At 49.1% G+C, this 13,261-nt stretch carries 14 protein-coding genes and 1 tRNA gene; 7 read left to right on the forward strand and 8 right to left on the reverse strand.

The window, feature by feature from the left end; translation table 11 throughout:
- Window positions 1–355: 355 nt before the first annotated feature.
- Window positions 356–431: transfer RNA gene (locus OSH01_RS04465), tRNA-Asn, on the reverse strand.
- Between the two features lie 150 nt (window positions 432–581).
- Window positions 582–1,139, reverse strand: a complete 558-nt coding sequence (locus OSH01_RS04470; protein ID WP_266122875.1) for a cysteine dioxygenase family protein — start codon at window positions 1,137–1,139, stop codon at window positions 582–584.
- 107 nt (window positions 1,140–1,246) lie between these two features.
- Here OSH01_RS04470 and OSH01_RS04475 point away from each other — a divergent pair, with 107 nt between their 5' ends.
- The gene (locus OSH01_RS04475) at window positions 1,247–2,188 is read left to right on the forward strand and encodes a DMT family transporter (protein ID WP_266122876.1); all 942 of its coding nucleotides are present in this window, start codon (window positions 1,247–1,249) and stop codon (window positions 2,186–2,188) included.
- Window positions 2,189–2,210: 22 nt separating this feature from the next.
- On the opposite strand, the gene OSH01_RS04480 is transcribed toward OSH01_RS04475, so the two are convergent.
- The gene (locus OSH01_RS04480) at window positions 2,211–3,413 is read right to left on the reverse strand and encodes a patatin-like phospholipase family protein (protein ID WP_266122877.1); all 1,203 of its coding nucleotides are present in this window, start codon (window positions 3,411–3,413) and stop codon (window positions 2,211–2,213) included.
- 90 nt (window positions 3,414–3,503) lie between these two features.
- Window positions 3,504–4,427, reverse strand: coding sequence for a LysR substrate-binding domain-containing protein (locus tag OSH01_RS04485; protein ID WP_266122878.1), 924 nt, complete (start codon window positions 4,425–4,427; stop codon window positions 3,504–3,506).
- A 99-nt stretch (window positions 4,428–4,526) separates the two neighbouring features.
- Here OSH01_RS04485 and OSH01_RS04490 point away from each other — a divergent pair, with 99 nt between their 5' ends.
- Window positions 4,527–5,597, forward strand: coding sequence for a YeiH family protein (locus OSH01_RS04490; protein WP_266122879.1), 1,071 nt, complete (start codon window positions 4,527–4,529; stop codon window positions 5,595–5,597).
- A 5-nt stretch (window positions 5,598–5,602) separates the two neighbouring features.
- On the opposite strand, the gene OSH01_RS04495 is transcribed toward OSH01_RS04490, so the two are convergent.
- On the reverse strand, window positions 5,603–5,983 hold the full coding sequence (locus tag OSH01_RS04495) for a SirB2 family protein (RefSeq protein WP_266122880.1): 381 nt from the start codon (window positions 5,981–5,983) through the stop codon (window positions 5,603–5,605).
- Window positions 5,984–6,070: 87 nt separating this feature from the next.
- Window positions 6,071–6,937 carry an MBL fold metallo-hydrolase gene (locus OSH01_RS04500; RefSeq protein ID WP_266122881.1) on the reverse strand — a complete coding sequence of 289 codons (867 nt, stop codon included), beginning with the start codon at window positions 6,935–6,937 and terminating at the stop codon, window positions 6,071–6,073.
- Between the two features lie 82 nt (window positions 6,938–7,019).
- Between OSH01_RS04500 and OSH01_RS04505 the strand changes: the two genes are divergently transcribed.
- The 3 genes from OSH01_RS04505 to OSH01_RS04515 are packed head-to-tail and all read left to right on the forward strand — an operon-like array spanning window position 7,020 to window position 8,193.
- Window positions 7,020–7,337 (forward strand): ArsR/SmtB family transcription factor, encoded by a 318-nt coding sequence (locus OSH01_RS04505; protein ID WP_266122882.1) that lies wholly within the window; start codon window positions 7,020–7,022, stop codon window positions 7,335–7,337.
- A complete protein-coding gene (locus OSH01_RS04510; RefSeq protein WP_266122883.1) occupies window positions 7,327–7,755 on the forward strand; it encodes a YeeE/YedE family protein in 429 nt (142 codons plus the stop codon). Before OSH01_RS04505 ends, OSH01_RS04510 begins: the two co-directional genes overlap by 11 nt.
- A 12-nt stretch (window positions 7,756–7,767) precedes the next feature.
- A complete protein-coding gene (locus OSH01_RS04515) occupies window positions 7,768–8,193 on the forward strand; it encodes a DUF6691 family protein (RefSeq protein ID WP_266122884.1) in 426 nt (141 codons plus the stop codon).
- On the opposite strand, the gene cadR is transcribed toward OSH01_RS04515, so the two are convergent.
- Complete coding sequence (cadR, locus tag OSH01_RS04520; protein WP_266122885.1) at window positions 8,190–8,624, reverse strand: Cd(II)/Pb(II)-responsive transcriptional regulator; 435 nt, start codon at window positions 8,622–8,624, stop codon at window positions 8,190–8,192. The two genes, OSH01_RS04515 and cadR, sit on opposite strands and share 4 nt — an antisense overlap.
- A 92-nt stretch (window positions 8,625–8,716) precedes the next feature.
- Between cadR and OSH01_RS04525 the strand changes: the two genes are divergently transcribed.
- The gene (locus OSH01_RS04525; protein WP_266122886.1) at window positions 8,717–11,002 is read left to right on the forward strand and encodes a heavy metal translocating P-type ATPase; all 2,286 of its coding nucleotides are present in this window, start codon (window positions 8,717–8,719) and stop codon (window positions 11,000–11,002) included.
- A 94-nt stretch (window positions 11,003–11,096) separates the two neighbouring features.
- On the forward strand, window positions 11,097–12,758 hold the full coding sequence (locus tag OSH01_RS04530) for a SulP family inorganic anion transporter (RefSeq protein WP_266122887.1): 1,662 nt from the start codon (window positions 11,097–11,099) through the stop codon (window positions 12,756–12,758).
- A 28-nt stretch (window positions 12,759–12,786) separates the two neighbouring features.
- On the opposite strand, the gene OSH01_RS04535 is transcribed toward OSH01_RS04530, so the two are convergent.
- Window positions 12,787–13,251, reverse strand: a complete 465-nt coding sequence (locus tag OSH01_RS04535; protein ID WP_266122888.1) for a TM2 domain-containing protein — start codon at window positions 13,249–13,251, stop codon at window positions 12,787–12,789.
- Between the last annotated feature and the right edge of the window lie 10 nt (window positions 13,252–13,261).

Consider the following 13,261-nt stretch of genomic DNA (forward strand, 5'->3'; position numbering starts at 1 on the left):
TTTTAGCCGTGTGAACAAAGCTCGAAATAGCTTGAGCTTATTATTCTCTTGGAGCCCGTAAATTCTCTATTCCATAACGTCCTTTACGCATAAATTCTGCATAAATTCTTCTCAGACTATGGCTATGGTTGTCGTGAAAATGCAGGTAACAGAGCGGGTGTTGCGATGGATAGCAACCATGAAAGATGGGAGTAGATGGGCTTAACACGGAGGGGGCGCGTAAGGGGTGTTGATGCTTCAGTCGCCGCGGGTACATGATTTTTTTATTATCTTGCGGGAAATTCCGGGCACAAGCATATCACTTGTTAAAACAAAAAGGCCCTTAACGCAATTGCGCTAAGGGCCTTATGTATTCTGGCTCCCCGAACAGGGCTCGAACCTGTGACCTGCGGATTAACAGTCCGTCGCTCTACCGACTGAGCTATCAGGGAATAAGCAAAGACTATAGCATGTATTTTCTATTGATGGCAAGGTTTTACCAAAAATAGTTTAAGCATTGACGTCCACCACGACTTGGCCACGTTTTCTGCGCATGATTTGCAGGCTAGTCTACGCCAAGCGCGCTTACCGATTGTGAGTGCTTAAGGTAGGGGGGCGTAGCCTGAAATAAACTTTTTTATTTCTCCGCTTTCAGGAATGTAAACATGGCGTGATACTTTACCTATGTCAGCGCCGTAAATATGGATGCTGATAGAACTACGGTCAGCGTAAGCATTAGTCACTTTGTGTATGTCTCCAATCGTTGGGGAAACACATTCTGTCATGCCTGCTTCTAAGCGGTTTTCACTAACGGGGGCATATTGGCCATTTGCCAGACGTTCGTATCGTGTACCGATTTCAGCCCCGCGTAGCATGCCAATCACTCCCCAGACGGTGTGGTCATGTACCGGTGTATGTTGCCCAGGGCCCCATACGAAGCTGACAACTGAAAAATGGTTTTCTGGGCAAATATACAGACAATATTGTTGGTAGTAGTCGGGGTGTGTTTGGGTATATTTTTCTTCTAACCAGTCGTCATGTTTTACTAAGTCGGCCACTAAAGGCTCGATTCGAGCCAAGATGGCTGCCTCATCGTTTTGCGCCTCGCGTAAAGCATGGTGGATATGTTCAATAAAACGAGAAAAGCGTAGTTTGTTCATGATGTGTGGTTGGATTGTTCGTTGTAATGGAGGCCTGACTAGCCGCATTGTCAGATTGGGTATAAGATCAATCGCTTATAGAATCTGCTGTCTGTTAACGGTTTTTCATGTCTAGTTCTCATCGTACCCCTGCCGCGGCTACCGACTCTAAAAGCTCACGCTCTTTTTATGTGGGCTTTTGCTTAGCAGGTTTAGGGTCTGTTTTGTTCTCAGCGAAAGCGGTGGTGGCTAAGCTGACGTATCAGTATGGTGTAGACGCCTTGACGGTAATTGGCTTTCGCATGTTGCTGTCATTGCCTTTCTTTTTGTTGATATCCTTATGGCAAATGCATAAGGTGCGCAAAAAAGAAATTCCTGCCTTAACACGACGCCAAGTCGCAGAACTTGTTTTACTAGGTTTTATAGGCTACTACCTAGCTAGTTTATTAGATTTTATCGGGCTCCAGTACATCACTGCTGGATTAGAGCGCTTAATTCTGTTCTTATCGCCCACCTTTGTGTTGTTATTGTCTACGGTATATTTAAAGAAAGAGATTTTTCCACGTCAGTGGGTAGCGCTTGCGCTGTCGTATTTAGGGGTGGCCTTAGTTTTCTTTCAAGACCTCTCTTTTTCGGGCAGTAATGTTTTGCTGGGCTCTGTATGTGTACTAGGGTCGGCCATATCTTATGCGATATATTTAATCCGCTCTGGGGAGTTGATTCAAAAAATAGGTTCTACGCGTTTGGTGGCCTATGCAATGAGTATTTCGGCTGTTTATACCTTGGCACATTTTCTCTTCATACAAGGTTGGGATGGCTTGGTGCAACCTATGCCGGTATATACGTTATCGGTTATTCACGCTATTTTGAATACAGTTTTGCCCACTTTTATGATTATGTGGGCGGTTGAGCGTGTGGGCGCCTCCATGAGTGCTCAGTTGGGCCTGTTAGGACCGGTATCGGTTCTGTTTCTAGCGAGCTGGTTTTTACATGAGCCTATTACCGCAGTGCAGCTTGTAGGAACGGCATTTGTGCTGGCGGGCGCCATGGTGTTGAGTCGACGCCGCTAAGTGCGTAAAAACACACGTAGATTTAACGTTGGTTTTTTTGCTCTAGTTCATCTCTATGAACATCATAGGTAGAAAAGCCTGTCAGATTGTCTGGCATGGCTAGGCGATCACTGTGTTTGAGCGTGTTACGTATATCTTCTAGACCAGACTCCCAGTGCTCCTTCATGGTTAAGGGGCCAAATTGATGATCTTTATAGTGTTGCTCGTAAGGGCGGTTGCGATAGATAAGGTGAATAACGTTATAGCGCTTACTGCTGGCCATTTCTTCGGCCAGCCTGCAGGCTAACTGGCTACTACGCTCTGACTCGGGAATGCGTTCTAGCAAGCTGGAAATAATGTGGCGCATATACTGCAAACGGCGCATTTGTTCGGTGACGTTACGGGTGCGACTAGAATAGCGTACCTCGTTAATTCGGTCGCTGACCTCACCCATATTAGTGGGCACGTTGCCGCGGGCACTCCATAAGTCTACCTGAAAGGCTAAGGTATCTTTGCGTGGTGTTTGCTCCAAAACATATGCCAAAGGTGTATTTGAAACCAAACCGCCATCCCAGTAGAACTGGCCGTCAATTTCTACGGGCGCGAAAGCAGGTGGTAGCGCGCCTGAGGCCATAAAGTGTTCCGCCCTTAGGGTCGTTTTAGTGTTGTCAAAGTAAACAAAATTGCCTGAGGTCAGATTAACGGCCCCCACCGCGATGCGCATAGCGCCATCATTGATGCGGTCAAAATCGCATAGCTCATGCAAGGTGTCGCGTAAGGCAGAGGTATCGTAGTAACTGGCTGCTTCGGGTAAGCCCGGTGAAAACTGCGGCGGAGGAGGAAAACGGGGGCGAAAAAAGCCTGCTTGGCCTTGCAAAACAGCATTGCTCGCGTTAAAGGCACTGATTGCTTCGCGGGTCATGTCGTTAACCTGAAATAAAGCCGCCTGCAGCATATAAGGCATCGTAATGCCGAAGTAAGGCTGGCATATAGTGTCCCAGAACTGGCGTAATTTAGGTACTCGATCAGCTGGTTTGTTGCCAGCGATAATGGCAGTGTTAAGGGCACCAATAGAAATACCCGCAAGGCAGTCTGGTTCTATGCCCGCCTCTTGCAAGCCTTCGTATACGCCAGCTTGGTAGGCTCCTAGAGCTCCACCACCCTGTAGCACTAGAGCGATAGTTTCGTACGGAGGGAGCTCTGTTTTTACTCCGTTTTTGGGCTGAAAGGTTGGCGCTTGAGTCATAGCTAGTCCGAAGTGGGGGCGTCGTATTGATAAAAAGGCGAACCTATTTGCCGCGATGCAGCATTTATAACAGGCCTATCAAGCATATCATTAAGAAATGTCCGCTGTGTGGTGGGAGGGGTGGGCTGCATTGCTTTGCAAATTTTTAATAAAAGCATCCAAAATGGCACCACGGTAACGGTTTTTGTGTATCACCACCGAGAGGCGTCGTTTAAGCTGTAGAAAAGGCGTCTCAAGTACGGTTAAACGTCCATTGGCAACGGCGTCTATAGTGGCTGCCTGCGGTAAGCAGGCGATACCTAAACCTGCAATAACGGCCTGTTTGATGGCTTCGATTTGCCCCATTTCCATCAGGACATGGCCGCTCGGTAAGCTGTTTAGGGCTTGCTCGGTTAAGGCGCGTGATGCAGAGCCACGTTCGCGCATGATCCATGCTGCGCCTGCAAAGTCTTGTTTAGCTAAAGGTCTCACTTGTGCCAGAGGGTGAGTAGGCGCGGCGCAAACGACTAGGGCATCATCGCGCCAGTGCCAGACCTCTAATTGAGCATGATTAACTGGGCCCTCAACGCACGCAATATCACAACGATGTTCCAGTAAGTCTGACACGATATCGTGTGTATTGGCCACACTAACTCGTATCGAAACGGCAGGGTAGTGGGCAATGAAGTCTTTGAGCAGGTCGCCGGCCAAATAATTGCCTACTGTATTGCTCGCTCCTATTCGCAACTCTCCGGCTAGCTCCTTTGTCGCGCCCCGGTCAGGACGAGCTTGAATTTCTCTCAGACGCTCCAGTATTTCCCGTGCATTGGCTAGCAGTTCTTTACCTCGGCCAGTCAACACCATGCGTCCAGGTAAACGATCGAATAACTGCGCTCCCAGCTGTTTTTCCAGCTCGCCTAGGGCCATGCTAGCAGCGGGTTGAGTCATATGTAAGTGGTCTGCGCAGGCGCGTACTGTGCCATGCTCAGCAATACCCACAAAGACTTCGAGCTGCCTTATGCTGATGTGGTTCATGATCAATAATATTTATACTTACGATAAGTAATAATGAATTTTCTTCTTATGACTGAAACTTTACAATAACTTCAAATCATAAGCTCAAGAGAAAAAGTAATGAAAGCCCCGATATCTGCTAGTTTGCCTGCCAGTTTGCATAGCTTTTTTTCCAGCAAGACGCAGACCCACGCGGGCGAGCCGCGTACGCCTTCACGTTTATGGGGCTTGCTGCTTGCTGCAATCGTGGCAGTATGCGCACTGTACTTAGGTGAGCGGTGGCCCATTATAGGCGGCCCGGTCTTTGGTATTGTGGTGGGAATGTTAGTGCGCAATACAGTAGGTTTGGGGCCGTTGTTTAAACCTGGCACACAATATGCCTCTAAGGCTATGTTGCAATGGTCCATTATTGCTCTGGGTTTTGGTTTGAGCTTGCCGCAAATCCTGCATACTGGGGCAGACTCTTTGGTGGTGACCCTGATTACCATCACGGTGGCTTTTGTCTCTGCTTATCTATTAGGCAGGTTATTGCGTATTCCTGAAAAGCTTGGGACGTTGATTGGTGTGGGGACAGCCATTTGCGGAGGGTCGGCGATCGCGGCAGTTACTCCTATCCTGGAGCCAGAAGAGCATGAAATCGCTTTAGCTATCTCGACCATTTTTATTTTTAATATTGTAGCTGTACTGACGTTTCCTTTTTTGGGTCACCTGATGCATATGTCTGACGCCGGTTTTGGTGTTTGGGCGGGCACGGCAATTAATGATACATCCTCTGTTGTGGCGGCAGGTTTTAGCTACAGCAATCAGGCTGGCGATCACGCCACTATTGTTAAGCTAACGCGCGCCACCTTAATTATTCCTATTTGCTTGGTGTTAGCGGGCTTACAGGTTTGGCGACACAAAAAGTCGGGGCGAAAAGTGCAGCTAATGCGCCTTATCCCTTGGTTTATTCTTTGGTTTGTTTTAGCCTCGGCAGTGCGCTCGGCGGGTTTAGTACCTGTGCAATGGTTAGAGCCTTTGCGTTTCGTTGCGCAAAGTTTAATGGTATTGGCCTTGTCGGCTATAGGCTTGTCATCAGACTTACAGGTGATACGGCGTGCTGGACTGCGTCCTGCGCTGCTTGGCTTAGGGGTGTGGTTGGCAGTGGCGCTCAGCAGTTTGGCAGTCCAGCAATGGATAGGCGTTTGGTAAGCAGTTTAGGCAAACCATCCAGCGGGGCTACGGGTAAACGCAACGCCCAAAATATAGACAAACACCAGCACAGCTAATATTGCCGCTATTGCGCGGCTTCGTGCTGTTTTGCCGCGTTTTATCGCATACAGCCCCAAAATAATGTACACCACCAGCAAAACAATTTTGGTCGCCAACCAAGGTTGACCGGCTGCAGCCCCTAACTGCGCTGCCAATGCTAACCCACAGACTAAAAATATAGTATCAATGATATGTGGGGTGATCCGTACAAATTTGAGTTGTAAAGTAGGTGAACCTATAACAGACCAATACGCACGCACAATAAAAAATAGCAAACTTAAACAGGCGGCGGTGACGTGCAGGTGTTTAAGGGCAATATAGCTCATGGAAGACTCCGAGGTAGTTGATCTGCAGTAGGCATCCTGCCGCTTTCAACTCACTCGGTCAAGCCTATAGATGATTACCGGTTTAAATCATAAGGTATTAAGAGGTAATTTTAGATAGCGTCTGCCGAGCGCGTCGGGATCAGGCTCATGGCCAGCACGGATATTAATTTGTATAGCCGGCAAAATAAGGCGTGGCATGCTAAGCCCCTGGTCGCGTGTTTCGCGCATAGTCACAAACTCTTCTTTGCTGACGCCTTGGTGGACGTGGATATTGTGCGCTTTCTGATCTGCGACGGTGCAGTGGTACGTAGCCTCGCGTGATTCTGGCGGGTAGTCGTGGCACATATAAAGCACGGTGTGGTCTGGTAGGCTTAATAGTTGCTGTATGGAATCATATAAGGTGCTCGCGTCACCACCAGGGAAGTCGCATCGAGCAGTTCCTACATCGGGTTGAAAGAGTGTGTCCCCGACAAAGACACCAAGCGATTCTACAAAATAGGCCATATCCGCAGGAGTGTGCCCTGGTACGTGTAAGGCTTGTACTGGAATGCGCCCAATGTAGAAAACTTCTTTGTCTGCGAATAAGTAATCGAAGGGAGTGCCGTCTGTCCGCAACTCGTGCTCTAGCCCAAAAATACGGCTAAAACAGGCTTGAACTTGGGTTATATGTTGGCCTATGGCTATTTTTCCCCCTAGTTGACGTTGTAACCATACAGCGGCTGAGAGGTGATCAGCATGCGCATGGGTCTCCAGTATCCATTCTGTTTTTAGCCCTTGTGCTTGTATAAACGCGACTATCTTAGAGGCTGAGCGCGTATCGGTGCGTGCTGCGGCCGCATCGTAATCCAAAACGGAATCGATAATGGCACATTCTTCTTGCTCAGGGCTATATACCACGTAGCTAAACGTAGAGCTGTCAGGATCGAAAAATGGCTGTACTAGTACTTCAGGCATAGATGACCTCTATCAAGTGCGGTTTTTATAATATATAATATCATATATTGTATTTTGTTTAATTGTTTGAGTGATGGGAGCAATGAATCCAGAAGCACTACAACTGGCCAGCAGCGAGGCAAGTTCCTTGTTGCGTAAATTGGCTAACCCCGATCGACTGCTTATTTTGTGTGCGTTGGCCAAGCAAGAACTAAATGTGGGTCAGCTATTTGAACTATGTCAAATTGCTCAGCCTACTTTATCCCAACAATTGGCGGTCTTGCGCAACGAAGGCTTAGTTCAAGTTCGGCGTGAAGGTAAGTATATGTTTTACAGCCTGCATCATCCCGACGTTTTATTTTTGATGCAAACTTTGTATCAAATTTATTGTGCGCCGAAGGAGGCACAGGATGAGTATTAATTGGTTGGCTTTTACCCCCTGGACTGCGTTGCTAGGTGGCGTACTTATTGGTGTGGCTGCCAGTATGTTGCTCTGGCTAAATGGCCGTATTTTAGGCGTGAGCGGCATTGTGGGAAACCTCATGGCCTCTCAGCAAAAAGATGGTGCCTGGCGTTGGGCATGGTTGGTGGGGGTGCTACTCAGCCCGTATGTGTTTCAGGCGCTAGGAGGCCAAGTGCCGGTACCTGAAATACCTAACTGGATTTGGGTGGTGGTAGCAGGGCTGATCGTAGGGGTAGGGACGAGCATGGGCTCGGGGTGTACTAGCGGCCACGGGGTCTGTGGTTTGGCGCGTTTGTCACGGCGCTCTTTAGTAGCCGTGCTCTGCTTCATGACGAGCGGCTTTGTAACGGTTTATGTGCTTAGGCACGTGTTGTAGCGAGAAAGCATTATGCAAACTATTTTTTTTGCGTCGTTAAGTGGACTGATTTTTGGTTTGGGCCTTCTATTATCGGGCTTAGCCAATCCAGTGAAAGTACAAAACTTTTTGGATCTAGCGGGGCAGTGGGATCCCTCATTGGCGTTGGTTATGGGGGGTGCTATTGCTGTAGCCCTAGTGCCGTTTACGCTGGCGCGTCGGCAGCCCCTAACTTTGGGCACGCATAAGCAAATTATTCAGTTACCCACCTCACAGAAAATTGATCGCCCTTTGTTGCTGGGCGCAGCCTTGTTTGGCGTGGGCTGGGGACTATTAGGAATATGTCCCGGGCCTGCTTTGGTGCTAATGGGCTCGGGGTCGCTCAGTGCGTTATTGTTTGTGGTAGCGATGCTGGCAGGAATACGTCTACAGCAAATGCTGCGACATAAAGTTGCCTAAGTAATATGTGTATAGGGGTGGGTGGTGCTGGACTCTGTGTCCATTAACCTTAGGCTTTGGACAATCCCGCACTGCTCAAGCCCGCCAGGCCGGTGGCAGCTTTGACGCAGCTCACTTAACTGATGGCGTAATAACTGGAGTTCCTGTAAGCGCGTATCGACATGTCGCATGTGTTCTTCAATGAGTGCATTGACAGGGGCGCAATCGCTAGGAGGGTGATCGATATATTCGAGCAAACCGCGAATTTCCTCATGGGTCATATCTAAACTGCGGCAGTTACGAATAAAGCGTAAGCGCTCAAGGTGAGCGGCTGTATAGACACGATAATTGGCTTGCGTGCGTTGGGGCGAAAACATTAACCCTGATTTTTCGTAGTAGCGTATCGTTTCGGGCGTGCAATGAGCTGCTTGCGCTAATTCACCAATTTTCATTCCGGGTTCCTGTTTTAATAGGCTTGACCTTATAGTGGCTTCAGGCTTTCTACTGTCTAACAGTTAAGTAAACCAACGTAGAGACTGACAGTATGAAAACAACTAGTCAAGTGACATCCTCACCTCAGACGCCTGAGCCAAATGTTGCCCAGAGCTCGCACGAGCACGATCATAGCCACGATCATGGTCACAGTTGTCAGCCTACGAATGTTTGTGGCGCGGCGGCATGTGGTGCGGGCGTGGCTGATGGCAGTACGGTACCGCCTAGTACGGATAAGCGACTTTATGTTTATGTCCCCGAGATGGACTGTCCTGCTGAAGAGCAAATGATACGTAATAAGCTCAGTAAACTCAGTGAGGTTCGTGATATAGAGTTTGACTTAATGCAGCGTCAGTTGCTGGTGCATCATGACGAGGGGGCTCGTGACAACATACTAAGCAATCTGCGTGCATTGGGTTTCAACCCAGTGCAGCATAATGAGTCGGTAACGGCTAAACCGCCTGCAGGTGTGTCTGTGTGGCGGATTGCCGCTTCAGTAGGGTTAGCGCTTACAGCGGAGGGGCTAGGTTGGCTAGGCTTGAGTGAGCTGGGTGTTATTGCTGTATCTTTGGTTGCTATTTTATTGAGCGGATTGTCTGTTTATCGCAAAGGATTTGTTGCGCTCAAGAATGGCCAACTGAATATTAATGCCTTAATGAGTATTGCCGTGACGGGAGCGGTATTGTTGCGCCAATGGCCCGAGGCGGCAATGGTCATGTCTCTGTTTACCTTGGCCGAATGGTTAGAGGCTCGAGCACTGGATAAAGCCCGTGTGGCCGTGGATAGTCTGATGCAGCTTAGCCCTGATACCGTGATGGCAAGCCAAGATGGTCAACAATGGCAAAGCATGCCCGCTCAAACGGTGCAAGTGGGTACTTGGCTACGCGTGGCGCCGGGTGAGCGTTTAGCCCTTGATGGCTATTTGCTTGAAGGCTTAGCTATCGTGAATCAGGCGCATATTACCGGAGAGAGTGCGCCAGTTGAAAAAACGCCTGGCCAACAGTTGTATGCGGGTTCGATTAACGGTATGTCTGAATTACGTTATCAGGCCAGCGCAGCTTTTGATCAAACTCTTTTGGCGCGTATCGCTCGCTCGGTTCAACAGGCGCAAGCGAACAAGGCTCCTGTGCAGCGCATGGTGGACCAATTTGCGCGTTACTACACCCCCATTGTTGTACTGCTCGCTGTAGGGGTGGCGCTTTTGCTCCCATTACTTGCCAGTTGGAGCTGGTACGATGCTATTTATAAGGCCTTGGTCTTATTAGTGATTGCTTGTCCTTGCGCTTTGGTTATTTCAACGCCTATTGCTGTGGTGAGCGCACTAGCTCAAGCGGCTCGTATGGGAATCCTCGTCAAAGGAGGAGCGTATTTAGAAAAGGCGCGTCATATACGTTACTTGGCTCTTGATAAGACCGGCACGATAACCAAAGGACAGCCCAGCTTGCAGCATCGTTATGTATTGGCGGAGCCGCTTAGGCAAGCGGTATACCAGCAATGGGCCAAAATGCTGGCGGAACGTTCCGATCATCCTGCCTCTCAAGCAGTTGCTCAAGGGTTAGATGATGCAACACCAAACGCGCAAGATATCGGTGAATTTGAGGCGATACCTGGAGCAGGGGTGCAGGCTAGGTATCAGGGTCAAACCTTGCGTCTGGGCAAGCGCAGTTGGGTGGCCGAGCTTGCTACGACGCCGCAGCCTTTGCTAGCAGCCGATCACGAGGCGGCAAAAATGGGGGCGAGCTTGGTCTATTTGGGGAGTAGTGATGGCTTGTTGATGCTATTTGCCGTGATGGATCAATTGAAAGAGGATGCTCCAGCGGTGATCAAGCAGTTGCACCGCTTAGGCATAGAAACTGCCGTATTATCCGGAGACCATCCTGCCGCTGTGCAATACATGGCGGAGCGTGCGGGGGTTAAGGAGTACCAAGCAAGCTTGTTGCCGCAAGATAAATTAGATTGGGTGACGGAGAAAAGTACTCAAGGTGCGGTGGCGATGGTGGGGGATGGGATTAATGATGCCCCTGCCTTAGCGCGTGCCGACATCGGTATCGCGATGGGGGCCCTAGGTTCAGATATGGCCATAGAGACGGCAGACATTGCGTTAATGGATGATGAACTGCACAAGTTGCCTGCCCTGATTCTATTGTCTCACCGCTTACATCGCGTGCTAGTAGAAAACATTAGTGTGGCATTAGGTATCAAGCTGCTGTTTTTGGTGTTGGCGTTAATGGGCATGGCGAGCATGTGGATGGCGGTATTTGCTGATGTGGGTGCCAGTCTTCTCGTTGTGGTAAATAGTTTGCGTTTGTTAGGCAAAGGCGGCTTGCGACAGGCCTAAACTTAGACAGCTTTGGCGGTAGGGCGTGGACGCCGAGCGCGTGCTATGTCATGATCAAGTATAAATTATTAACGTTCTGACATTATTGCTAAACATGATCGCTCTGTTGCAAGCACAGAAAGCGGGCCTGTTGGCCCCCAAGCACTGGCTCCCCAATATTATTGCTGGCCTGATTGTAGGCATTGTCGCCTTACCATTGGCGATGGCGTTTGCTATTGCCTCGGGGGTGAAACCAGAGCAAGGTATTTATACCGCCATTATTGCTGGACTCGCTGTTTCGGTTTTGGGCGGCAGTAAAGTACAAATAGCTGGGCCCACGGGGGCTTTTATTGTCATTTTGGCCGGGATAGTGGCGCAGTATGGCATTGAGGGTCTGCAAATTGCTACCTTAATGGCAGGTGTGATTTTATTGCTACTGGGCTTATTGCGCCTAGGGGCTGTGATTCGCTATATTCCAGATCCCGTCATCATCGGTTTTACCGCTGGAATAGGCGTCATTATCTGGGTGGGCCAATGGCGTGATTTTTTTGGCCTGCCACAAGTTCAAGGGACGCATTTTCATCAGAAGTTATGGTTTCTGTTGAGTCACATAGGGCAGCTTAATATTGCGACGACGGTTTTAGGAGTATTAGCCCTAGCAATTCTAATTATGGCGCCGCGTGTACGGTGGCTTGCTCGTATCCCCGGGCCTCTGATTGCGCTTATTGTTGTGACCTTGCTACAAGCTTTGTTTCAGTTTAAAGGCGTTAGCACCATAGGCAGCGCCTTTGGTGAAATACCACGCGGCTTGCCTGCCTTTCAGTTGCCTGATATACGTTTAAGTAAGGTGATTGAGCTGATTGGACCGGCTTTTGCGATTGCCATGTTAGGGGCGATAGAGTCTTTACTTTCTGCTGTGGTGGCGGACAACATGACGGGCGATCGTCATGACTCTAACCAAGAGTTGGTCGGGCAGGGGGTCGCTAATATCCTAGCGCCGATGTTTGGTGGTATTGCCGCCACCGGAGCTATCGCACGCACTGCTACGAATATACGCAATGGGGGCACTAGCCCTATCGCTGGGATAGTGCATTGTCTGGTGCTAGTGCTGATTTTAATGGTCTTGGCGCCGCTGGCTTCGTACATACCTTTAACTAGCTTGGCTGCTATCTTGTTTATGGTGGCTTGGAATATGAGTCAGGTGCGTATACTGATTCAGATGCAAAAACGTGCGCCGTGGATAGACCTGCTAATTTTGTGGGTAACATTTGCTTTGACGGTGCTTGCGGACCTAGTCGTAGCTGTCAACATAGGTGTGGTGTTGGCAATGCTGTATGTATTGAAACGCACGGCAGATAGTGTGCAAGTGCGTTTGCAGTCCGAGCGTGAGGTGCGACGTGCGGCTGACTGGCCTAGCACTACTCCTTTACCTGCCCATACTGCCGTGTATAGCATCGAGGGGCCTATGTTTTTTGCCGCAGTGGAGGCTTTTCAGCAAGCAATGGAGAATTTGCCCCAGGATGCACGCTACATCGTATTAAGGCTGAATTACGTGCCGTTTTTAGACGTTACAGCGCTACAGGTTATTGAAGGGGCATTGCAACAGTTGCATGCCCAAAAGCGCCAACTGCTACTTTCCGAGGCGAATGACAAGGTGCGCAATAAGCTTAAGAGAATGGGGGTCATGGGCTTGGTATTTGAGCGTAATGTATATCCCAATCTAGAAGACGCTTTGTGTGCTGTCCAGCGAGCGCAAGTGCAGGCGATGGACGAGTAGGCGTGATGACTTATCACGCGCTATGAGTCTAGTGCTTGATTTTGAACGCTTGCTCACTCATAAAAGCATAACGGACAGCATCAATTAATGAGATAAACACGACGAGTGGTGCGTACACCATAAATAGAATTAAATACAGGATACCTAAGCCTACTTGGCCCAGATAGAAGCGGTGAGCGCCCAGCCATCCCAGTAGCACGGCCAGTATGATAGCGATTTTTTTATGATTGCTTTCTTGACTTAAGCTGTCTTGGCGATTCTTGCTGACCCACATCAAGGCAAGGCCAGCAATGATGGCGGCCACGATGACCTTTAACCAATTATGGCTTAAATAGGCGTGCACCAACTGTATTAGATGAGAAAAGTCTTGTACAAAGTAACCTGTTAACCAGCTAAACCAAGAGGCGAATTGAAGGAAAATGACTTCGCCGAAGGTTAGAGCAAGTAAGGCCGCAATAAAAAAAGCGATGGCTAATACGGTTTTTTGCAACATGGTTTATATC

It is taken from the genome of Alcaligenes endophyticus (assembly GCF_026344035.1).
In the GTDB taxonomy this organism is placed as follows: Bacteria; Pseudomonadota; Gammaproteobacteria; order Burkholderiales; family Burkholderiaceae_B; genus Alcaligenes; species Alcaligenes endophyticus.

Bases quoted from the DNA above. Each gene is read 5' to 3' on its own strand.
- OSH01_RS04535 (WP_266122888.1), bottom strand. From the start codon at position 13,251: ATGTTGCAAAAAACCGTATTAGCCATCGCTTTTTTTATTGCGGCCTTA.
- OSH01_RS04480 (WP_266122877.1), bottom strand. From the start codon at position 3,413: ATGACTCAAGCGCCAACCTTTCAGCCCAAAAACGGAGTAAAAACAGAG.
- OSH01_RS04475 (WP_266122876.1), top strand. From the start codon at position 1,247: ATGTCTAGTTCTCATCGTACCCCTGCCGCGGCTACCGACTCTAAAAGC.
- OSH01_RS04485 (WP_266122878.1), bottom strand. From the start codon at position 4,427: ATGAACCACATCAGCATAAGGCAGCTCGAAGTCTTTGTGGGTATTGCT.
- OSH01_RS04500 (WP_266122881.1), bottom strand. From the start codon at position 6,937: ATGCCTGAAGTACTAGTACAGCCATTTTTCGATCCTGACAGCTCTACG.
- cadR (WP_266122885.1), bottom strand. From the start codon at position 8,624: ATGAAAATTGGTGAATTAGCGCAAGCAGCTCATTGCACGCCCGAAACG.
- OSH01_RS04490 (WP_266122879.1), top strand. From the start codon at position 4,527: ATGAAAGCCCCGATATCTGCTAGTTTGCCTGCCAGTTTGCATAGCTTT.
- OSH01_RS04505 (WP_266122882.1), top strand. From the start codon at position 7,020: ATGAATCCAGAAGCACTACAACTGGCCAGCAGCGAGGCAAGTTCCTTG.
- OSH01_RS04515 (WP_266122884.1), top strand. From the start codon at position 7,768: ATGCAAACTATTTTTTTTGCGTCGTTAAGTGGACTGATTTTTGGTTTG.
- OSH01_RS04525 (WP_266122886.1), top strand. From the start codon at position 8,717: ATGAAAACAACTAGTCAAGTGACATCCTCACCTCAGACGCCTGAGCCA.
- OSH01_RS04470 (WP_266122875.1), bottom strand. From the start codon at position 1,139: ATGAACAAACTACGCTTTTCTCGTTTTATTGAACATATCCACCATGCT.
- OSH01_RS04495 (WP_266122880.1), bottom strand. From the start codon at position 5,983: ATGAGCTATATTGCCCTTAAACACCTGCACGTCACCGCCGCCTGTTTA.
- OSH01_RS04510 (WP_266122883.1), top strand. From the start codon at position 7,327: ATGAGTATTAATTGGTTGGCTTTTACCCCCTGGACTGCGTTGCTAGGT.
- OSH01_RS04530 (WP_266122887.1), top strand. From the start codon at position 11,097: ATGATCGCTCTGTTGCAAGCACAGAAAGCGGGCCTGTTGGCCCCCAAG.